The sequence below is a fragment of the Gordonia sp. NPDC062954 genome (genome assembly GCF_044543825.1).
In the GTDB taxonomy this organism is placed as follows: domain Bacteria; phylum Actinomycetota; class Actinomycetes; order Mycobacteriales; family Mycobacteriaceae; genus Gordonia; species Gordonia tangerina.
Window position 1 is genome coordinate 1 of sequence record NZ_JBITWL010000029.1, and the last position, 20,837, is coordinate 20,837.

The following is a 20,837-nucleotide window of genomic DNA, read 5'->3' on the forward strand; positions in this document are numbered from 1 at the left end:
GGTCTCTATCCGCCGCGCGCGTCTAGAAACTTGAGGAAACCTGTCCCTAGTACGAGAGGACCGGGACGGACGAACCTCTGGTGTGCCAGTTGTCCCGCCAGGGGCACTGCTGGTTAGCTACGTTCGGAAGGGATAACCGCTGAAAGCATCTAAGCGGGAAGCCTGTTCCAAGATGAGGTTTCTCACCACCATGAGTGGTTAAGGCCCCCTACAGACCATGGGGTTGATAGGCCAGAACTGGAAGCCTGGTAACAGGTGTAGGTGACTGGTACTAATCGGCCGAGGACTTACAACAACACTCAACACCACAAAGACGTTGAGTAATAAAATTTGTTGCTCGCATCCACTATGACACTTCTGAAACAACACACAACAATAAACAAACCCGTCGTGTGTGGGTTTCACAATGTTTCGGCGGCCATAGCGGAGGGGAAACGCCCGGTCCCATTCCGAACCCGGAAGCTAAGCCCTCCAGCGCCAATGGTACTGCACCCTAACCAGTGTGGGAGAGTAGGACACCGCCGAGCACAATTTGAGCTACGGCCCTGTATTCGATACCACTTCGAATACAGGGCCGTTGGCGTTTGAACGCCGAATCCGTACTCTTTTCGTTGCGGGATCGGCGAACATGGATGGTCCCGTGAGAACCGACCACCCGAAAGACTCCGAGGCATAGATTGGCTGGCTATGAGTGACCGTGACCGTACCCCACGTCGTGATGCCGGACAGCGTCGTGACGGGGGTGACCGCCGAGACGGGGGTGCTCGTCGCGATGGTGCGCCCCGCCGAGAGGCCGCTCAGGATCGGTACGGCCGACAGGGTGCGTCACGACGGGACGGCGGTAACCGGGGCTCGGCACGTCCGGATCGTGGGACCCGGGGGACCGGCTCGGCCGGCCGGCCAGATGAACCGGCGCTGCCCGAGGACGTCGCCGCGTCGGATCTGGACTCGGAAGTTCGTCGAGATCTGCTCACGTTGGACAAGACGAATGCGGAGAACGTGGCACGGCACCTGGTGATGGTGACCCGTCTGCTCGCCGACGATCCGGCAGCCGCCCTCCTACATGCCCGGGCCGCGCGCCGTCGTGCCGGCCGGGTCGGGTTGGTTCGTGAGACCCTGGGCATCGCCGCCTACAGTGCCGGTGAATGGCAGGAAGCGGTTTCCGAACTCCGTGCAGCTCGCCGAATCACCGGTAACCCGGGTTTGTTGCCGCTGATCGCTGACGCCGAACGTGGCCTGGGTCGACCGTCACGGGCGATCGAGATCGCTCGGAGCGACGACGGGCAGGCATTGACCGGTGAGGATCGCACCGAGATGCGGATCGTGGAGAGCGGCGCGCGCATCGACCTCGGAGAGGCCGACAAGGCCGTCGTCACCCTGCAAAACGAGGATCTTTCGCCCGGTCGGGCCGGCACGCCGGTCGCCCGCCTGTACTACGCCTACGCATCTGCGCTGCTCGCCGCGGATCGCGCCGACGACGCAGTTACCTGGTTCATGAACGCAGCTGCGGCAGACGTCGAGGACGTGACTGACGCCGAGTTGCGGCTGGTGGCGCTCGCCGAAGGCGACCTCGGCGACCAACCGGACGTCCAGACCGTGAAGGAACCGAGCGACAGCGACCGGGTCGGCGGTGGCGAGGTCGAGCGTGAAGCGGTCGTCAGTCGGCAAGGCGATTTGATCACTCCCGAGTCACACGCCGGAGAGCTCGGAGAGACCGTTGTGACGGACGAGTCGGCGGCAGCGGAGCCCGACGTCGCCGCCGACATGCGGGTCGCCGCCGCGGCCGGTCCGGTGGATCAGCCTGCCACGGAGGGGGTGTCGGAGCCGAGCGGATCGCAGCCCGCGGCCGACTCGCTGGTGGCGCGCTACGACGCACTTCTGCTCGACCTCGACGGCACCGTCTACGCGGGGCATCGTGCACTACCCGGCGCGCGGGAGACCCTCGGCGAGATCGACACCGCACGGTTTTTCGTGACCAACAACGCGAGTCGCCGCCCTGCCGAGGTGGTCGACCACCTCACCGACCTGGGGTTCGAGGCCACCTCGGACCAGGTGGTGACCAGCGCGCAGTCGGCGGCCCGACTGCTGGCCGAACATCTTGCGCCCGGTTCACGTGCACTGGTGATCGGTACCGACGGCCTTGCCCAAGAGGTCCGCGAAGTCGGTATCGCGGTCACCCGCAGTGCGGCCGATCGTCCCGCAGCGGTGATCCAGGGGCACTCTCCGCAGACTGGTTGGGCCGAGCTTTCCGAAGCGGCACTGGCCATCGACGCCGGCGCCCTCTGGATTGCCTGCAACACCGATGCCACGCTGCCGTCGGAACGTGGCAAGCTGGTCGGCAATGGCTCGATGGTCGCGGCAGTGGCCAATGCCACCGGTAAACAACCCCTGGTGGCCGGTAAGCCCGCAGCGCCGCTGATGGCCGACGCCATCGCCCGCAGCCGAGCGACTCGGCCGTTGGTCGTCGGTGATCGCCTCGACACCGATATCGAAGGGGCGCATGCCGTCGGCCTGGACAGCGTCCTGGTGCTCACCGGCGTGAGCTCGGCGACCGATCTGCTCAACGCGCCCCCCGAACAGCGTCCGACGCATGTCGTCGGGAATCTGACGGACCTTTTCGCAGCGGCGGACACCGTGCGTATCGGTGCCCACGACGGATGGGACGTTGCGATCAACGGGACCGTCGTCACGGTCAGGTCGACCGGGAGGGGTGAGCCCCGCAGTGTGCTCCCTGCGCTCGCGTGGGCGGTGTGGTCGGCTGCCGACGAAGGGGCGCTCGATCTCTCCGAGTTGTCCGTGACCAGCCCGGACTCCGACGTGTTGAGTGTCTTGGAAGCGGTCGGAGTCAAGGCCGTGCGATAGCCTGGGAGCCGCGATGACCGAACCCCACCTGGAGAGCGCCGACGGACACCGGGCCGCTACGCCCCGCCCGGCCCCGAACATGATGCCGCGCGCTGTCGGCTCCACGATTGCAGCCGATGAGACCAGCGAAACGCGGGATCCTGCGTCGGTGACCGGTGCCGTCGGCGCGATCCTCGAGCAGGTCGATGAGATCCGACGAGCAACCGGCGATCGCTTCGATCTGGCCGCGCTCGGGCAACAGGCCGACTTACTCGAACACGCCCACGACGTGCTCACCACAGCGCTCGAGGATGTCGATCCTCGATGAGGCACTGATCCGTGGCGCCACGTGCACGACTTGACGCCGAGCTCGTCCGGCGCGGTCTGGCCCGGTCGCGCGAGCAGGCGAGGACGCTGATCGCCGACGGGTTGGTCAAGGTCAACGGTGTGCTCGCGGCCAAGCCGGCAACCAATGTGGGCCGTGACACGCCGATCGTGGTGGCCGACACCGTCGGTGAGGACTGGGCGTCTCGCGGTGCCCACAAACTGTTGGGTGCTCTGGAGGCATTCGAACCATCCGGGTTGACCGTGCGTGGCCGGCGCTGTCTGGATGCCGGCGCCTCTACCGGTGGGTTCACCGACGTACTGCTGCGGCGCGGCGCGGAACACGTCGTCGCCGTGGACGTCGGCTACGGACAACTGGTGTGGCGGTTGCAGAACGATCCGCGGGTGACGGTGCACGACCGTACCAACGTGCGCCATCTCGACCCCGAGGACATCGGCGGTGCGGTCGACATGGTGGTGGCCGATCTGTCGTTCATCTCACTCGGGCTGGTGTTGCCGGCACTCGCTCGTTCGGTCCGGGCCGGTGGCGATCTCGTCCCGATGGTCAAACCGCAGTTCGAGGTCGGCAAGGACCGGGTGGGTGCAGGTGGCGTGGTGCGGGATCCCCAACAGCGTGTCGACGCGGTTGTCGGTGTGGCGCGTACCGCCCGCGATCTCGGCCTCGTAACCCGCGGTGTGGTCGCCAGCCCCCTGCCCGGGCCGTCGGGAAACGTCGAGTACTTCCTCTGGTTGCGTCGGGAAGATGCGCAGCGACCCGGAGCTGCCGCAGCCGGCGACCGACCCGACACCCACCGGCCCGGCGCCGACCCGGTGGCTGGCGATAGGGTCGGAGTTCGAACAGACGTGACGCATGGTGCCGACGACGCCATCGTGTCCGGGCCCGACGCCCCAGAGCTCATCGACACCGCACTGATCGAGATGATCACCCGGGCCGTCGCGGACGGGCCGCGCTGACAGACGAAGGGACCACTGTGGCCAACGAGGAGGTCGCCGGCCGGGGGGAGCATCGGGAGTTCCTGGTGGTCGCCCACACCGGTCGCGAGGTCGTCACACAGACGATGGATGCCATCGCGCGACACTGTGCTGCAGCCGATGTGCGGTTGCGGGTCGTCGACTACGACACGCGGCACGCGGCCGATGAACCCGCTCCCACGAAACCCGGCCGCGAACGGCCGACGAGTCATCCTGTCGATCCCGAACACCTGCGCAATCTCGGAGCCGCGGTCCGGGTGACCACACCGGAACCGGCATCGGCCGAGGGCTGTGAGGTGGTGATCGTCCTCGGTGGCGACGGCACCTTCCTGCGCGCTGCGGAACTGGCTTATCCGGCACAGGTTCCGGTGCTGGGTATCAATCTGGGCCACATCGGCTTTCTGGCCGAGGCGGAGGCCAATCGTGTCGATGCCGTCATGCAGCAGCTCATCGCGGGTGACTACCGGGTGGAACCGCGGATGACCCTCGATGTGGCGGTGATAGACCCGACTCAACCCGACGCGCCGGTCGCGCGGACCTGGGCGCTCAACGAGATCGCCATCCTCAACCGAACCAACAACGGCGTGCTGGAACTCGTCACGGAGGTCGACGGGCGTCCGGTCTCCGCGTTCGGTGCCGACGGCGTGCTGGTGGCGACCCCGACCGGGTCGACGGCCTATGCGTTCTCGGCCGGTGGGCCGGTGATGTGGCCGGATCTCGAGGCCATCCTGGTGGTGCCGAGCAACGCTCACGCGCTCTTCGCCCGTCCGTTGGTGACGAGCCCGCGATCGCAGATCGCGGTCGAGATCGACAAACGTGGCCGCGCCGGTGTGGCACTGTGCGACGGGCGACGCCGGATCGACGTCTCCGCGGGCGCTCGCGTCGAGGTGGTCCGCAGCGAGCGGTCGGTGTTGTGGGTGCGCATCGACTCCGACCCGTTCACCGACAGACTGGTGACCAAATTCGATCTGCCCGTGACGGGTTGGCGAGGGAGGCAGGCCTGACGTGCTGGAAGAACTGTCGATCGAAGGCCTCGGCGTCATCGAGCGGGCGTCGGCACAATTCCACCCGGGCTTCACGGCGCTGACCGGCGAGACAGGCGCCGGCAAGACCATGATCGTGACGAGTCTGCACCTGCTTTCGGGCGCGCGGGCCGACGCATCGCGGGTGCGATCCGGCGATGCGAAGGCCACCGTGGAAGGTCGGTTTCGCCTCGCGACGCCGGATGGTGCCGACCGAGGCGCGACGGTGGATCCGGTGGTCGACGAGATCCTGGAGGCGTCGGGAGCCGATGTGGACGAGGACGGCACGCTGATCGCCATCCGATCGGTTGGCACCGACGGCCGTTCGCGGGCACACCTGGGCGGTCGGTCGGTGCCCGTCGGTGTGATGGGCCGGATGACCAATCAGCTGCTCACCATCCACGGCCAGAACGATCAGCTCCGACTGATGAAGCCCGAACACCAGCGCGCGGCGCTCGACACCTTTGCAGGGTCGCCGGTGCGCAGTGCCGTCGACGCCTATCGAACCGCTCGCCAGGCGTGGATCGGGATTCTCGATGATCTCGACGCCCGCCGCACCGACGAACGTGAACTCGCCCAGGAGGCCGATCGGCTCCGGTTCGGTGTCGATGAGATCGCCGCGGTGGACCCGCAACCCGGTGAAGACGCGGAACTCGCCGCCACGATCCACCGGCTCACCGATCTGGAGAGCATCCGGACCACGGGTGCGCACTCGCACGCGATCGTCGCCGGCGACGACGGCTCCGTTGTCGACGCGCTCGGTCAGGTGCGCAGCCTGCTCGAAGCGGCCGGCGACGAGTCGCTGCGCGGCCTGCTTCCGCGCGTGAGCGAGGCGCTGACCGTGATCACCGATGTCGGCGAGGAGCTGTCGGCGTTCCTGTCCGACCTGCCCGCCGACGCCGAGGAACTCGACAAACTGCTGACCCGGCAGGCAGACCTGAAATCATTGGTCCGGAAGTATGCGCCGGACATCGACGGGGTCATCGCGTGGCGTGACAGTGCCGCCACTCGGCTGGCCGAGATCGACGATCCCCAGCACTCCATCACCGAGCTCGAGTCCGCCGCCGCGGCTGCCCGCGACAAGGTCACCGAGGCCGCTGCCAAACTGGGGCGCCGTCGGCGAACCGCTGCCAAGTCGATGGCCGCCAAGGTCTCCGCGGAACTCGGCGGACTCGCGATGGGTGACGCCGCGCTCGCCGTGGAGGTCGCCCCCGAGCCGGCCGCCGACAACGATCGACTGGCGATCGAGATCGACGGCGTACGAGCGCATGCCGGTGCATCGGGTGCCGACCGCGTCGAGTTCTCCTTACTCGCCCACAAGGGCGCGACGCCGTTACCCATCGCGCGATCTGCATCCGGTGGCGAGCTCTCCCGTCTCATGCTCGCCCTGGAGGTTGTACTCGCTGCCCCGACCAGTGGATCGGTGATGGTCTTCGACGAGGTCGACGCGGGCGTCGGCGGTCGTGCGGCAGTCGAGATCGGGCGTCGGCTGGCGCGTCTCGCCCGAGCGCACCAGGTGATCGTCGTGACCCACCTTCCGCAGGTGGCGGCTTTCGCCGACAATCACCTGGTCATCGGAAAGAACGCGGCCAAGGGCAAGAACCGTCCGCACAGCAGCACAGTGCGCACCCTGGATCGCGACGAGCGTGTTGCCGAACTCGCGCGCATGTTGGCCGGGCTCGGCGACTCCGACACCGGCCGCGCACACGCAGAGGAACTCCTGGCCACCGCGGAGACCGAACGCACGTCGGTCGCCGCGGAGTAGCGATCCACGGCTCCCGGCGAGTCGTTGCAGATGTTGCTCGTGTGACAAAAGTTGCAATTGTTGCGGCGCGCCTCCACGATTTCGGCGTCTTGCGTGTCGATCATGAGCGTCATGAAGATGCCTGCACTGCTCGCCCGCACCACCACCGAACTGCCTGGCGTCACCGGAATCGCCAGGATCGACAAGAACACTCGGCGCCTGCTCGACCGTGTCGGTCCGGGCGACATCGCCATCCTCGACGAGATCGATCTCGACCGGGTGACCGCAGACGCGCTCGTGCAGGCGAATGTGGTGGCGGTGGTCAATGCCGCCCCGTCGATCTCGGGTCGGTATCCCAACCTCGGTCCGGAGGTTCTCGTGGCCTCGGGGATCGTATTGCTCGACAACGTCGGCGATGAGGTGTTCAAGCGGGTGAAGGACGGCGCGAAGCTGCGCGTCGACAACAACCGACTCTATGTCGGTGAGCGCAGGCTTGCGATGGGAACCGAACTGGCCGAGCACGACATCGCCGATATGATGATCGAGGCCAAGACCGGGCTGGTCGATCATCTGGAAGCGTTCTCCGGCAACACGATCGAGTTCATTCGAAGTGAATCGCCGTTGCTGATCGACGGTGTCGGCGTCCCGGATGTGGATGTGAATCTGGCGGGACGGCACGTGGTCGTGGTGGCCGACGGCCCCGACCGCGCCACCGACCTCAAGTCGCTCAAGCCGTTCATCAAGGAGTACTCGCCGGTGCTCGTCGGGGTGGGCGCCGGCGCCGACACCCTGATGAAAGCCGGCTACAAGCCCTCGCTGATCGTCGGCGACCCCGAGGAGATGAAGACCGCAACCCTGAAATCGGGCGCCCAGCTTGTCCTGCCGGCCGACACCGACGGCCACGCCCCGGGCCTTGCCCGCATCCAGGACCTCGGTGTGGGCGCGACGACGTTCCCAGCCGCCGGGGGTGCAGCCGACCTCGCATTGCTGCTCACGGACTACCACGGCGCAGATCTGATCGTGACTGTCGGCTACGGCGGTACGCTCGACGACTTCTTCGACCGTTCACGACGGGAGAGCAATCCGTCGACCTTCCTCACCCGCCTCAAGGTGGGTCCGAAACTGGTTGACGCGAAGGCGGTCGCCACGCTGTATCGCAGCCGGGTGTCCGGTGCGGCCATCGCATGCGTGATCCTCGCCGCGCTGATCGCCGTGATCGCGGCGATCATGTTGTCCAACATGGGTCCTGAGATCATCGACTGGTCGGTAGCGCAATACCACCAGGCCGTGGACTGGGCCCAGGGAGTGTGGAACAGGTAGTCGATGATCTCACTACGCCAGCACGCGATCTCCCTCGCCGCGGTCTTTCTGGCGCTGGCGTTGGGACTGTTCCTGGGATCGGGATTCGTCGGAGACCGGGTGAACTCGTTGACCGGCGCCTCCCGGGACCGCATCGGCGATCTCGAGGCCGAACGCGATCACCTGAACGAACAGCTCAACGCCGCCAACAGCTTCGACGCGGCGGTCGCGCCCCGTCTGATCAGCGGTGCGCTCGCCGATCAGTCGGTCCTCGTGGTGACCGCACCGAACGCCGCGGATACCGATGTCGATGCGGTCAAGGAAGCACTGTCGACGGCGGGTGCACGTTTCGCCGGGCAGATCGCATTGACCGACGAACTCGTCACCGATCAGAACGCGGAACAACTGCGCACCATCGTCGATCAGACCATACCCGCCGGCACGACCCTGCGAGCCGAGCTGACGGACTCAGGCGGCCGCGTCGGGGACCTACTCGGTGCACTGCTGTTACATCCCGAGGGACGAACGGCGGCCGACGCCGCCGACATCAGGCTCGGATTGCAGGCGCTACGGGAGGGTGGCTTCATCGCCGCAGCCGACCGGACGATGTCGGGAGCCGACCTTGTCGTGGTGGTGACCGGCGATGCGCTCGGCGACGACGCGGGTGCACAGGGCCAGCTGGTGGCCCGGACCGCGGCGGCCATGGCCGCCCGTGGACAAGGCGGTGTCCTGGTGGGGCGCGCGGGCTCGGCCGAAGGTGGGTCGCCGATCGCGGTGGTGCGCTCGGATCCGGCGTTGGGCAACGCGGTGTCGACCGTGGACAACGTCGACCAGCAGACCGGGCTGATCACGGCGGTGTTGGCGCTGGCCCAGGAGTCCGACGGGCAGACCGGCGCCTATGGCACCGGGGCAGGCGCCCGGGCGATCACCGTCGGGGCAGCCCCGGGCCCGGCCGCGTGAGGGCAGATCGGTGCCGAGCCGGTGTCGTGGCAGTCGAACCGTCCGCGAGGTGTTACCCTGGAGTCCCGTAGGTAATCAGGGTTTTCTGGCCTGGATCGGCCGACGGGAGACGCATTTTGCGACCACTGCGCCATATGCACGATGGCACCAAACACATCTTCGTGACCGGCGGTGTCGCGTCGTCCTTGGGTAAAGGACTGACCGCATCGAGTCTCGGGCAACTGCTCACCGCACGTGGCCTGCGCGTCACGATGCAGAAGCTCGACCCGTATCTCAACGTGGATCCGGGCACCATGAATCCGTTTCAGCACGGCGAGGTCTTCGTCACCGAGGACGGAGCCGAGACCGACCTCGACGTCGGCCACTACGAACGATTCCTGGACCGCAACCTGTCACAGTCGGCCAATGTGACGACCGGGCAGGTCTATTCGACCGTCATCGCCAAGGAACGTCGCGGGGAGTATCTCGGCGAGACCGTTCAGGTGATCCCGCACATCACCGACGAGCTCAAGGCCCGGGTGCTCGCGATGCGCGAGCCCGGGGAAGACGGCGAGGCCCCCGACGTCGTCATCACCGAGATCGGCGGCACCGTCGGTGACATCGAGTCGCAGCCGTTCATCGAGGCGGCCCGACAGATCCGTCACGACGTCGGTCGTGACAACGTGTTCTTCCTGCACGTCTCGTTGGTCCCGTATCTGGCGCCGTCCGGCGAACTCAAGACCAAACCCACGCAGCATTCGGTGGCCGCGTTGCGCAATGTCGGTATCCAACCCGACGCGCTGATCCTGCGATGCGATCGGGAGGTCCCTGAGGGGCTCAAGAAGAAGATCGCATTGATGTGCGATGTCGAGATCGAAGGTGTGATCTCCACCCCCGACGCCCCGTCGATCTACGACATCCCCAAGGTGCTGCACCGGGAGCAGCTCGACGCCTATGTGGTCCGCAAACTGGGTTTGCCGTTCCGCGACGTCGACTGGACCGAATGGGGTGAGCTGCTGCGGCGGGTGCACGATCCGCGAGAGACGGTGACGGTCGCCCTGGTCGGCAAGTATGTCGACCTGCCCGACGCCTACCTGTCGGTCACCGAGGCCATCCGCGCCGGCGGTTTCGCATGGAAGGCACGTACCGAGATCAAATGGGTGCCTTCCGATGAGTGCGCGACCCTGGAAGGCGCGCAGGCCGCGCTCGGTGACGTGCACGCAGTGCTGATCCCAGGCGGTTTCGGTATCCGGGGCATCGAGGGCAAGGTCGGTGCGATCGCATATGCCCGCAAGCGCAAGATCCCGCTGCTGGGATTGTGCCTCGGCCTGCAGTGCGTGGTGATCGAGGCCGCACGCAGCGCGGGACTCGATGGTGCCAGCTCCGCCGAGTTCGACCCCGACACGCCCTATCCGGTGATCTCGACGATGGCCGATCAGACCGAGGCGGTGGCCGGAGAGGCAGATCTTGGCGGCACGATGCGGCTCGGTGCCTATCCGGCGCACCTGGAGCGGGGCAGCGTCGTGGCGCGGTCGTACGGTGCCACCGAGGTATCCGAACGTCACCGTCATCGCTACGAGGTGAACAACTCCTATCGGGACAAGATCGCGGCGGCGGGTCTGGTTTTCTCCGGCACCTCACCGGACGGACACCTGGTGGAGTTCGTCGAGTACCCGAAGTCGGTGCATCCGTTCCTCGTGGCCACTCAGGCGCACCCGGAGCTCAAGAGCCGGCCCACCCGGCCGCATCCGCTGTTCCGCTCGTTCATCGAGGCTGCCCTGAAATACAAGGCCGAGGAACGTCTGCCTGTCGATCTCGGCGACTACGACGACCAGTCGGCCGACGATGCTGCTGCGATCGACGAGATATCGGGTACCGAGCTCGCCGGCGCAGACGAAGTCGGTGACCGGGAACCCAGCGCTTGAGCGGCAGGGCTGCGGCCGACGGCCCAGACGCGCCGGGCGGCCACGAGTTCGCCGTGCGGGGCACCCGCACGGTCTACGACGGTGCGATCGTGACCCTGCGCGTCGACGACGTGCAGATGCCGGGAGGCCGTGTCGCCGAACGTGAGGTGGTGGAACACTACGGCGCGGTCGCCGTGGTGGCACGTGACGAACAGGGACGCATCGCGATGGTGCGCCAGTACCGGCATCCGATCGGTCGGCGACTGTTGGAACTTCCGGCCGGTCTGCTCGACGCAGGCCCCGACGAGACGCCCCTGGAGGCCGCGCAGCGCGAACTAGCCGAGGAGGTGGATCTGGCCGCCGACCGTTGGCAGGTGCTCGTCGATCTGGCGCTGTCCCCGGGATTCACCGATGAGGCGTTGCGGCTCTACCTCGCCGAGGGTGTGCGGGTCGTCGATACCGCAGAGCGCCACGACGAGGAGGCCGACATGGCGGTGGAATGGGTAGCGCTCGACGACGCGGTCGACCGTGTGCTCGCCGGAGAGATCGTCAACGCGACGAGTGTCGCCGGGATCCTCGCGGTCGCCGCCGCCGAGGCGCGCGGCGCCACGCTGCGTGCGGTCACCGCGCCGTGGCCGGACGAACCGACGGCGCTGCGCGAGCGCCGGCCCACGCGGTGAGTGCTGCCACCGTGCCCACCGACACCGCCGCCGAGCACGTAACCCGTTATCTGGACCATCTGACGGTGGAGCGCGGGGCGGCGCCCAACACGGTCAACTCCTACCGACGTGATCTCGCGCGCTACGAGCAGTTCCTGAACGCACGCGGGATCGACGGACTCGACGAAGTGGCCACTGATGATGTCCGCGAATTCCTCGTCGAACTGCGGCGCGGTGACCCCGACGCCGGGCTCAGTCCGCTCGCCGACAGCTCCATCGCGCGAACGCTGGTGGCGGTGCGAGGGTTCCACAAGTTCGCGACTGCCGAGGGCATCGTGACCACCGACGTCGCACACGCGGTGCGTCCGCCGCGTCCCGCGCGTCGGCTACCCAAATCACTGCCCGTCGACGACGTGCTGGCGATCCTGGAGTCCGCCGGTGCCGACGATCAGCCGCGCGGACTTCGGGATCGAGCGTTGCTCGAGTTGCTCTACAGCTGCGGCGCGCGCATCTCGGAGGCGACCTCGCTGGACGTCGACGACATCGACACCGACTCCCGGGCGGTGCGGCTGCGCGGCAAGGGGGGCAAGGAACGGGTGGTGCCCGTCGGTGGTCCCGCGGTCGAGGCCCTCGAGGCGTACCTCGTACGTGGCCGTCCCACGTTGGTCCGCCGATCGGAACCGGCACTGTTCCTGAACGTGCGCGGAGGGCGGCTGTCGCGGCAGAGTGCGTGGCAGGTGCTCGTCGACGCGGCGCAACGGGCCGGACTCGACACCGCGGTGTCGCCGCACACGCTGCGCCACAGCTTCGCCACCCATCTGCTCGACGGTGGTGCCGACGTACGTGTGGTCCAGGAGCTCCTCGGTCACGCCTCGGTGACGACCACCCAGGTGTACACATTGGTGACGGTGAACACCATGCGTGAGGTGTACGCCACGGCCCATCCGCGGGCCCGGTGAGCGCCGATCGGCAGGACGCCCTGTTTTCCATCGGCGATGCTCCGCAGGATCAGGCATCCGACCCACTAGGCTGGCAGGAACGCGTTGCGGTCGAGAAAAATGAAGGGAGCTGCGGACACGTGAGCACCCCGGGGGCACCGCGGTCAGCCGCCCACGAGCAGTACCGCATACCGGTCTCGCCGTCGCACGACTCGGACGAGGACGCCGAGCACCACAACGAGATCGGGCCCACCGGCCGCCCGTACCGGGAGATCCCGGATCCGAGACCACTCGACCGGCACGGTCCGGCCACGGTCGTCGCGGTGTGCAACCAGAAGGGCGGCGTCGGCAAGACGACGTCGACGATCAACCTCGGCGCCGCCCTCGCGGAATGCGGGCGACGGGTGCTGCTGGTGGATCTCGACCCGCAGGGCGCGTTGTCGGCCGGGCTCGGCGTGCCACATCACGAACTCGAGCAGACCGTCTACAACCTTCTCGTCCCGCCGCAGGCGGCAACCGACGATGTCCTGATGCGTACGCGTGTCGAGGGCCTGGATCTGTTGCCGAGCAACATCGACCTGTCGGCCGCCGAGATCCAGCTGGTCACCGAGGTGGGCCGCGAGCAGTCATTGGGACGTGCGCTGCATCCGGTGCTCGACCGTTACGATTTCGTCCTCATCGACTGTCAGCCGTCGCTGGGGCTGCTCACGGTCAACGCGCTGGCCTGCGCGGACACCGTCATCATCCCGATGGAATGTGAGTACTTCAGCCTGCGCGGGCTCGCCTTGCTGACCGACACTGTGGACAAGGTGCGCGACCGGCTCAACCCCCGACTGACCTTGGGCGGCATTCTCGTCACCATGTTCGACGCCCGCACGCTGCATTCGCGTGAGGTGATGTCGCGAGTCGTCGAGGTATTCGGCGATGCCGTCTACGACACGGTGATCAGTCGCACTGTGCGGTTCCCGGAGACCAGCGTGGCTGGTGAACCGATCACCTCCTGGGCGCCCAAGTCGGCGGGCGCGAACGCGTATCGTGCGCTGGCGCGCGAGGTCATCGCCCGCGACGACGAATCGGCATGACCGACGGCTCGCCCGGTGCCGACCCGGCCGCGGTCGAGACCATCGCAGCCGACGTCAGCGATCCGGCCGCCGCCGATCGGCTGCCCAGTCGACCGGAAACGGCGCCCAGTCAACCGGATACGGGGGGGCCTGAGGGGTCCGAGGAGAAGCCGACCGGCTTCCAGGTGCGCCTACCCAACTTCGAGGGTCCGTTCGACCTGTTGCTCAACCTGATCAGCCAGCATCGCCTCGACGTCACCGAGGTGGCCCTGCACGAGGTGACCGACGACTTCATCGCCTACACGCGTGACCTGGGCGCCGAGGTGGGACTCGAGCAGACCACCGAATTCCTGGTGGTCGCCGCGACCCTGCTCGACCTCAAGGCCGCTCGGCTGCTGCCGTCCGGAGAGGTCGACGACCCCGAGGATCTGGCGTTGCTCGAAGCGCGCGACCTGCTGTTCGCCCGCCTCCTCCAGTACCGCGCCTACAAGCAGGTGGCCGCTCTGTTCGGCGAGCTGGAAGCAGCAGCGCTGCAACGCTATCCGCGTTCGGTGTCGCTCGAGAAGCAGTTCGAGGAGCTGTTGCCCGAGGTCACGCTCGGGGTGGACGTCCGCGGATTCGCCGGTGTGGCCGCGTCCGCGTTCACACCCCGCCCCACACCGACTGTCGGATTGGATCATCTGCATGACAGCCATCGGGTGTCGGTTCCCGCACAAGCCCGCCGGATCGCCGATCTGCTCACCGCCCACCCCGGTGCATGGCTGACCTTTCACGACCTGACCGTCGAATGTGCCGACGGGCTGGAGGTGGTCGGAAGTTTCCTGGGCCTACTCGAGTTGTACCGCGAGCGGGCCGTCGCGTTCGAGCAACCCGAGGCCCTCGGCGACCTGCGGGTCAGTTGGACAGGGGACCGCACCGTGGAGGAATTGAGTATGGACACCGCAGAGGACTACGGATGACCGACCAGACAGACGCCGCCGCGGACCCGGCGACCGAGCAGGCACTGTTCGCCGAGAACGCCGAACCCGCGCTCGCCGATGCTCGTCTACGATCCGCCCTCGAGGCGGTTCTGCTGGTGGTCGACACCCCGGCGACCGTGGCGGAACTCGCCTCGGCGGTGGATGAGGATCCGGCCCGCGTCCGAACGATGGTGACCCGGATGTCAGAGGAGCTCACCACTGCCAACAGCGGCATGGATCTGCGTTACGCCGGTGACGGTTGGCGCTACTACACGCGAGCCGAGTACGCGCCGTATGTCGAGCGGTTGTTGCTCGACGGGGCCCGGTCGAAGCTCACCCGCGCCGCCCTGGAGACGCTGGCAGTGGTCGCCTACCGGCAGCCGGTGACCCGAGCGCGGGTGAGCGCGATCCGCGGCGTCAACGTCGACGGTGTGATCCGTACCTTGGTTGCCCGCGGCCTCATCAGCGAGGTGGGGGCCGACCCGCAGACCAGTGCGATCACATATGCGACGACCGAATTGTTCCTCGAACGCCTCGGGCTGGCATCGCTGTCCGAGCTCCCGGACCTGGCTCCGCTACTTCCCGACGTCGACGTCATCGACGACCTCGATGACGAGATCTCGTCGGATCCACGATTCGCCAAACTCGGTGCTCACCGGTCAGACTCGACAGAGAACATCTCGTCCGGATCGGACGTCGACGACCGGTCGGCGCCCGATTCGGGCACCGACGATCAGGATCGATGACATGGCATCCGCTAGCCGAGACGGCACACCGGGCCCGCGCAAGAAGTCGGCGCGCGGTCAAAACACGGGCAAGACGACCCGCAAGGCCGGCGCCAAGGGCGCAGGGGCCAAAGGTGCGGCCAAACGAAACCCGCAGGTCGCGGGTGGCTCCACGAAGAAGACCCACCGCAAGGGTTCGTCGAAACCCGACGTGACGTCGGGCAAGGTGCGGCTCAACAACGCCAAACCTGCACGACATCAAAACGTCGACGTCCAGGCCACCGAATCCGGCGCCACCTACGTCAGCGACGGTGTGCGGTTGCAGAAGGTTCTCGCTGCGGCCGGGGTGGCCTCGCGGCGCGGGGCCGAGGAACTCATCGCCGCCGGGCGCGTGGAGGTCGACGGCGAGGTCGTCACCGAACAAGGCCTGCGCATCGACCCGGACACCGCGGTGATCCGGGTGGACGGGGCCCGCGTCATCATCGACGAAGACAAGCAGTACCTGGCCCTCAACAAGCCCAAGGGCTGGCAGTCGACGATGTCCGACGATCAGGGTCGACCCTGCGTCGGCGACATCGTCGCCGAGCGGGTGATGGCCGGGCAACGGCTGTTCCACGTGGGCCGGCTCGACGCGGACACCGAGGGGTTGCTGCTGCTCACCAACGACGGCGAGCTCGCGCACCGACTGATGCATCCCTCTTATGAGATCCCGAAGACGTATCTGGCCACGCTGCGCGGCGAGGTGCCGCGTTCGCTGGGCCGCGTACTCAAGGGCGGCGTCGAACTCGAAGACGGGCCGGTGTCGGTCGACTCGTTCACGCCGGTCGAGGTCCACGAGGGGCAGTCGTTGGTGCGCATCACATTGCATGAGGGACGCAACCGCATCGTGCGTCGGATGATGGAAGAGGTCGGTTTCCCGGTGACCGCGCTGGTACGTACTCACGTCGGCGCTGTCGCGTTGGGGGAGCAGCGCCCGGGCAGTCTGCGTGTGCTCGGGAAGAACGAGGTCGGCGCGTTGTACAAGGCGGTCGGACTGTGAGCGAGGCAACGGTGCGCGGCGGCGCTCCGGGTGACGGCGACGCAGCGGGCACACGTGTGATTGCTCTCGACGGGCCGGCCGGCACCGGCAAGTCGACGGTGTCCAAGGCACTCGCCGATCGGGTGGGTGCGCGAGTCCTCGATACCGGTGCGATGTACCGGGCCGCCACCCTTGCGGTATTGAATGCCGGTGTGTCGCTGCAGGACCTGCCTTCGATCGAGGACGTGGTGCGTGGCGCCGACATCCGTCTCGACATCGCCGACCACGGCTGCGTGAGTTATCTCGACGGTGTCGACGTCTCTGCGGCCATCCGTACCGATCGGGTGACCGACGCCGTGTCTGCGGTATCTGCGGTTGCGGCGGTGCGCACCAAACTCGTCGCGGTCCAACGCCGAGAAGCCCAGGGCGCTTTCGTCGTGGTGGAGGGCCGCGACATCGGCACGGTGGTCTTCCCGGACGCCGATCTGAAGGTGTTCCTCACCGCGACGCCCGAGGCGCGAGCGGTCCGTCGGCACAAGCAGAATGTCGCGGCCGGTCGACCGAGCGATTACGACGAGGTGCTCGTCAGCGTCAATAGGCGTGATCACCTCGACTCGACGCGTGCCGTATCACCGCTGCGGCCCGCAGACGACGCGGTGATCGTGGACACCAGCGACCTGACCCTCGACCAGGTGATCGACACTCTCGGCGGCCTGGTCCGCGACCGGATCGGAGTGCAGTCGTGACCGAACACAGTGGCGTGGGGGAGGAACTCACCCTTCCCGGTGACGGAACCTGGAATGACGAGTCCGATTGGGAGCTCGGCGATCTCGGTGCCGACGGGCAGCTGATCGACGCCACACCGGTGCCGGTGGTGGCCATCGTCGGACGCCCCAACGTGGGCAAATCGACGTTGGTCAACCGTATTCTGGGGCGTCGCGAGGCAGTGGTCGAGGATATCCCCGGCGTGACCCGGGACCGCGTGTCCTATGCCGCGAGCTGGTCGGGTCGACGATTCACCGTGGTCGACACCGGCGGCTGGGAACCCGATGCCAAGGGGCTGCAGCAGGCGGTGGCCACCCAGGCCGAATACGCCATGCAGACTGCCGACGCCATTGTGTTGGTGGTCGACGGAACGGTCGGCGCCACGAGTACCGATGAAGCCGTCGCGCGGGTGCTGCGCCGGTCGAAGACGCCGGTGGTGCTGGTGGCCAACAAGATCGACAGTGAACGTGCCGAAGCCGATGTCGCCACGCTGTGGTCGCTGGGACTGGGCGAGCCGTTTCCGGTGTCGGCGGCACACGGCCGCGGCGCAGGGGATCTGCTCGACGTGATCCTCAACATGTTGCCCTCGACACCACGCGAGGCGCCCGCACTGGGCGGCCCACGCCGTGTCGCGCTGGTCGGAAAACCCAACGTCGGCAAGAGCTCGTTGCTGAACAAGCTCGCCGGCGCCGAACGCTCGGTGGTCGACAACGTCGCCGGCACGACCGTGGATCCGGTGGACGAGTTGATCGAACTCGGCGGTGAGACATGGCAGTTCGTCGATACGGCAGGCTTGCGTCGCAAGGTGCGCACCGCCAGCGGGCACGAGTACTACGCGTCGCTGCGAACACGCGCCGCCCTCGACGCGGCCGAGGTCGCAATCCTGCTCATCGACGCGTCGGAGCCGATCACCGAGCAGGACCTGCGGGTGCTGTCGATGATCATAGAGAGCGGCCGGGCGCTGGTGATCGCATTCAACAAGTGGGATCTCGTCGACGAGGACCGGCGTTACCAGTTGGACAAGGAGATCGACCGCGACTTGGCGCGGGTGCCGTGGGCGCGGCGGGTCAACATCTCGGCCAGCACGGGACGTGCCGTGCAGAAGCTGGTGCCGGCACTCGACGGGGCGTTGGAGTCATGGGACAAGCGGATTCCCACCGGCCGGTTGAACAACTGGCTCAAAGAGGTGATTGCCGCAACACCGCCACCGCTGCGTGGGGGGCGGCAGCCGCGGGTCATGTTCGCCACCCAGGCCGCGACCCGGCCGCCGACGTTCGTGTTGTTCACGACCGGATTTCTGGAGGCCGGCTACCGTCGATTCCTGGAACGTCGACTGCGCGAGGAGTTCAACTTCGACGGTTCGCCGGTGCGGATCAACGTCCGGGTGCGCGACAAGCGCGAGCAACGCCGCAAACGCTGACCGTGCACGGCTACGGCCGGTGGGCATGCGATACTGCCACTCGTGCTCATCATCGGAATCATCCTGTTCGGAATGCTGATCGGCGCGGGTGCGCAACTCATCCTCGGGAAGGGCGCCAAGGGGATCGACTGGGGTCTGGCCATCGTTGCCGGACTCGTTGGCTCCTTTGTCGGTGGCCTGCTCATCAGCCTGCTGTCCGGTGACGGTCTGAACTTCCGGGCCAGCGGAATCATCGGCTCCATCGTCGGCGCCATCCTGATCACGGCCGGCTGGATGTACGCCAAAGGCCGCTCCGCGGCAAACTGATCTGTCCATCCGGTCAGCATCGTTCCGCAGCGCTCTGACCAGGCGATTGGATAGAAACGGTGCTTGTCGGCTAATGTCATCAAGGCCCCGCTCGCGGGGTAACGGGCTGTGGCGCAGTTTGGTAGCGCACTTGACTGGGGGTCAAGTGGTCGCAGGTTCAAATCCTGTCAGCCCGACCATCAGGAACCCCTTCGACCAGCGTCGGAGGGGTTCCTTTGTATTTGTGTGGCCTTGTCTCTCGGGCCCCTTGTCTCTCGGGCCCCTTGTCTCTCGGGCCACAGCGCGCTGCGGTCAGCCCCGCCAGCCCGGCGTCACACCTGCCGACCCGCAGCCCAGACGGTCGAAGGCCGCGGCCGACTGGTAGTACCGGCCGACGGGGAGGTAGTGCCCCATCGTCGCCTTCTCCTGTCCGGGGGTCGCGCGCTGCACCGAAGCCGGGAAGCTCGGGTCGGGCAACATGTTGCGGAGCAACACCATCGTCTGCTGACGGCCACCGGCCGGTAGCCAGGTGACCCCGCATTCGGTGGTGGCGGTCGACGGGCGGGCGTCGACGGCAGAGATCACGATCGTGTAGTAGCCGAACTCGTCGACGGGGATCTCCTCGTCGTGGGCGCAGCCCAGGTACCCGGTGGTGGGGAGATCCTCGGTGCAGATCGACCAGTATCGGACCTGGCCGGTCCCCATGGTCGGTGTGCCGTCGGCGGTGCGCGGCGCGGTCGGCGCCCGGCCACGCAACACCAGTACCGGGCCGAATCCGGCGTCCGCGTTGGAGACGACGTACTTGTTGTCGGGGTTGTCGAAGAAGCCGCCATCCCCGAAGCGGTCGGCGAGGGGGCCGATGACCTGGCCGCCGACGGTGCGTCGGGCCACGCCGTCCGCGACCGCCTGCGCGAGCCCGGTGAACTTTCCCCAGCCCGGCGGATCGTCGCCGTAGGTCCCGGCCGGGTCGGTCACCGCGGCAGTAGGCGCCCGGCCGAGGTCGGAGATGCCGGTGTCCACTGCGGTGGGTGCGGCGCCGGGACACGGTTCGAGGGTGCGGCGCGCGCCGCCGGCCTCCACCGCGACGAGATTCGGGAGCGGGACACCGCCGGCCTGGTCGGCACCGTCGTCCGGCACGTAGACGCGCCAGACCACGATCGCCAATCCCGGCGGTGAGGTACGTAGTCCGTCGGCGCTTGTGGTGTAGAGGGTGTTGTCCGGGCGCCCGGCCCGTGGCGCGGCGCCGTCCACGAGCCGCACGGTGAAGTCGCGGTGCGCCGAGGTACGGTCGGCGCCCGGCAGATACGGGTTGACCCCACCGTCATCGGGGCCGATAGCGGTGTCATACAGCCCGTCCACCGACTGGGTCGTGGCCGAATAGGTGGTGACCGAGAAGTACCGGGCATGCGGATACCGGCCGCTGATCTCCACGTGGCCACCGGTGGGGATGCGGACCACACTGGCCCAGTACGACGCCGCCGAATCCGGGAAGGCGATGTTGTTGGCGTCGGTGGCGAACTTCGTCGGCCACGCACAGCCGACGAGCCGCGGCAGATCCGCCTGGGCGGTGGTCGGCGGCGCGAGGATCGTCGCCACGCCGGCAACCGCGAGTGTGCACAGCCACCGGAGCAGGCCATGGGTCGGTCGGCGGCGGTGGGGGCAACTCACCTTGGTCATCGTAGGGCCCAGCGACTGGCTGCGAGGATCTTCGTCGTGCCGGCCGCCGCAGTGCGGTCGAGGCGTTCGAGCAGCTCGGCGGTGAGGCGATCCGATGACGTCGTGACGGTCGCCATCGGATCGCTTGCTAGGGTCGCCCCTGGTCGGCAGGCGTTCTGCTCGGCCGGTCCAGCCCCAGCCCGGCACTGAGGGCACCTCGTTGCCGCTGCATTCTTCGATGAGGCCATGAAAACGCATAGAGCGCCCCGATACCCGGTTCATCTC

The 20,837-nt window shown here is 67.4% G+C and carries 18 protein-coding genes, 1 tRNA gene and 2 rRNA genes; 20 read left to right on the forward strand and 1 reads right to left on the reverse strand.

The genetic code is table 11. The features are described 5' to 3' along the window. The 20 genes from ACIGKQ_RS21630 to ACIGKQ_RS21725 all read left to right on the forward strand — a co-directional run. Positions 1 to 296, forward strand: a 23S ribosomal RNA gene (locus ACIGKQ_RS21630); the annotation flags it as partial. A 114-nt stretch (positions 297 to 410) separates the two neighbouring features. After that, positions 411 to 527, forward strand: a 5S ribosomal RNA gene (gene rrf / locus ACIGKQ_RS21635). A 160-nt stretch (positions 528 to 687) separates the two neighbouring features. After that, the gene (locus ACIGKQ_RS21640; RefSeq protein WP_235724281.1) at positions 688 to 2,862 is read left to right on the forward strand and encodes an HAD-IIA family hydrolase; all 2,175 of its coding nucleotides are present in this window, start codon (positions 688 to 690) and stop codon (positions 2,860 to 2,862) included. A gap of 13 nt (positions 2,863 to 2,875) precedes the next feature. Then, on the forward strand, positions 2,876 to 3,169 hold the full coding sequence (locus tag ACIGKQ_RS21645; RefSeq protein WP_235724280.1) for a hypothetical protein: 294 nt from the start codon (positions 2,876 to 2,878) through the stop codon (positions 3,167 to 3,169). An 11-nt stretch (positions 3,170 to 3,180) separates the two neighbouring features. Then, complete coding sequence (locus tag ACIGKQ_RS21650) at positions 3,181 to 4,140, forward strand: TlyA family RNA methyltransferase (RefSeq protein WP_235724279.1); 960 nt, start codon at positions 3,181 to 3,183, stop codon at positions 4,138 to 4,140. A gap of 17 nt (positions 4,141 to 4,157) precedes the next feature. Next, positions 4,158 to 5,162 (forward strand): NAD kinase, encoded by a 1,005-nt coding sequence (locus ACIGKQ_RS21655; protein WP_235724278.1) that lies wholly within the window; start codon positions 4,158 to 4,160, stop codon positions 5,160 to 5,162. Position 5,163: 1 nt separating this feature from the next. After that, positions 5,164 to 6,945, forward strand: a complete 1,782-nt coding sequence (gene recN, locus ACIGKQ_RS21660; RefSeq protein WP_235724277.1) for a DNA repair protein RecN — start codon at positions 5,164 to 5,166, stop codon at positions 6,943 to 6,945. A 111-nt stretch (positions 6,946 to 7,056) separates the two neighbouring features. Then, positions 7,057 to 8,244, forward strand: a complete 1,188-nt coding sequence (steA, locus tag ACIGKQ_RS21665; protein WP_235724276.1) for a putative cytokinetic ring protein SteA — start codon at positions 7,057 to 7,059, stop codon at positions 8,242 to 8,244. A gap of 3 nt (positions 8,245 to 8,247) precedes the next feature. Further along, positions 8,248 to 9,183, forward strand: coding sequence for a copper transporter (locus ACIGKQ_RS21670; protein WP_266061489.1), 936 nt, complete (start codon positions 8,248 to 8,250; stop codon positions 9,181 to 9,183). A 134-nt stretch (positions 9,184 to 9,317) separates the two neighbouring features. Then, positions 9,318 to 11,087, forward strand: coding sequence for a CTP synthase (locus tag ACIGKQ_RS21675; RefSeq protein WP_235724274.1), 1,770 nt, complete (start codon positions 9,318 to 9,320; stop codon positions 11,085 to 11,087). Then, entirely contained in the window at positions 11,084 to 11,746 is a 663-nt protein-coding gene (locus tag ACIGKQ_RS21680) for an NUDIX hydrolase (protein ID WP_266061488.1), read from the forward strand. The genes ACIGKQ_RS21675 and ACIGKQ_RS21680 overlap by 4 nt, the downstream gene beginning before the upstream one ends. An 11-nt stretch (positions 11,747 to 11,757) precedes the next feature. After that, entirely contained in the window at positions 11,758 to 12,684 is a 927-nt protein-coding gene (xerD, locus tag ACIGKQ_RS21685) for a site-specific tyrosine recombinase XerD (protein WP_396574936.1), read from the forward strand. Between the two features lie 119 nt (positions 12,685 to 12,803). Continuing rightward, complete coding sequence (locus ACIGKQ_RS21690; RefSeq protein WP_235724272.1) at positions 12,804 to 13,745, forward strand: ParA family protein; 942 nt, start codon at positions 12,804 to 12,806, stop codon at positions 13,743 to 13,745. Continuing rightward, entirely contained in the window at positions 13,742 to 14,683 is a 942-nt protein-coding gene (locus ACIGKQ_RS21695; protein WP_235724271.1) for a ScpA family protein, read from the forward strand. The genes ACIGKQ_RS21690 and ACIGKQ_RS21695 overlap by 4 nt, the downstream gene beginning before the upstream one ends. Further along, positions 14,680 to 15,429 (forward strand): SMC-Scp complex subunit ScpB, encoded by a 750-nt coding sequence (gene scpB / locus ACIGKQ_RS21700; RefSeq protein ID WP_396574920.1) that lies wholly within the window; start codon positions 14,680 to 14,682, stop codon positions 15,427 to 15,429. Before ACIGKQ_RS21695 ends, scpB begins: the two co-directional genes overlap by 4 nt. Before the next feature lies 1 nt (position 15,430). Further along, positions 15,431 to 16,447: a pseudouridine synthase gene (locus tag ACIGKQ_RS21705; protein ID WP_396574921.1), complete on the forward strand. Its 1,017-nt coding sequence runs from the start codon at positions 15,431 to 15,433 to the stop codon at positions 16,445 to 16,447. Next, positions 16,444 to 17,172 carry a (d)CMP kinase gene (gene cmk, locus ACIGKQ_RS21710; RefSeq protein ID WP_235724268.1) on the forward strand — a complete coding sequence of 243 codons (729 nt, stop codon included), beginning with the start codon at positions 16,444 to 16,446 and terminating at the stop codon, positions 17,170 to 17,172. The genes ACIGKQ_RS21705 and cmk overlap by 4 nt, the downstream gene beginning before the upstream one ends. After that, a complete protein-coding gene (der, locus tag ACIGKQ_RS21715; RefSeq protein ID WP_266061483.1) occupies positions 17,169 to 18,611 on the forward strand; it encodes a ribosome biogenesis GTPase Der in 1,443 nt (480 codons plus the stop codon). The genes cmk and der overlap by 4 nt, the downstream gene beginning before the upstream one ends. A gap of 42 nt (positions 18,612 to 18,653) precedes the next feature. Then, positions 18,654 to 18,917: a GlsB/YeaQ/YmgE family stress response membrane protein gene (locus tag ACIGKQ_RS21720; protein WP_235724266.1), complete on the forward strand. Its 264-nt coding sequence runs from the start codon at positions 18,654 to 18,656 to the stop codon at positions 18,915 to 18,917. A gap of 102 nt (positions 18,918 to 19,019) precedes the next feature. Continuing rightward, positions 19,020 to 19,096: transfer RNA gene (locus ACIGKQ_RS21725), tRNA-Pro, on the forward strand. A gap of 112 nt (positions 19,097 to 19,208) precedes the next feature. Here the strand turns inward: ACIGKQ_RS21725 and ACIGKQ_RS21730 are convergent. Further along, positions 19,209 to 20,564, reverse strand: coding sequence for a hypothetical protein (locus tag ACIGKQ_RS21730; protein WP_396574922.1), 1,356 nt, complete (start codon positions 20,562 to 20,564; stop codon positions 19,209 to 19,211). Positions 20,565 to 20,837: the final 273 nt, after the last annotated feature.

Bases quoted from the DNA above. Each gene is read 5' to 3' on its own strand.
- ACIGKQ_RS21695 (WP_235724271.1), top strand. From the start codon at position 13,742: ATGACCGACGGCTCGCCCGGTGCCGACCCGGCCGCGGTCGAGACCATC.
- scpB (WP_396574920.1), top strand. From the start codon at position 14,680: ATGACCGACCAGACAGACGCCGCCGCGGACCCGGCGACCGAGCAGGCA.
- ACIGKQ_RS21705 (WP_396574921.1), top strand. From the start codon at position 15,431: ATGGCATCCGCTAGCCGAGACGGCACACCGGGCCCGCGCAAGAAGTCG.
- ACIGKQ_RS21670 (WP_266061489.1), top strand. From the start codon at position 8,248: ATGATCTCACTACGCCAGCACGCGATCTCCCTCGCCGCGGTCTTTCTG.
- ACIGKQ_RS21640 (WP_235724281.1), top strand. From the start codon at position 688: ATGAGTGACCGTGACCGTACCCCACGTCGTGATGCCGGACAGCGTCGT.
- ACIGKQ_RS21675 (WP_235724274.1), top strand. From the start codon at position 9,318: ATGCACGATGGCACCAAACACATCTTCGTGACCGGCGGTGTCGCGTCG.
- ACIGKQ_RS21645 (WP_235724280.1), top strand. From the start codon at position 2,876: ATGACCGAACCCCACCTGGAGAGCGCCGACGGACACCGGGCCGCTACG.
- steA (WP_235724276.1), top strand. From the start codon at position 7,057: ATGAAGATGCCTGCACTGCTCGCCCGCACCACCACCGAACTGCCTGGC.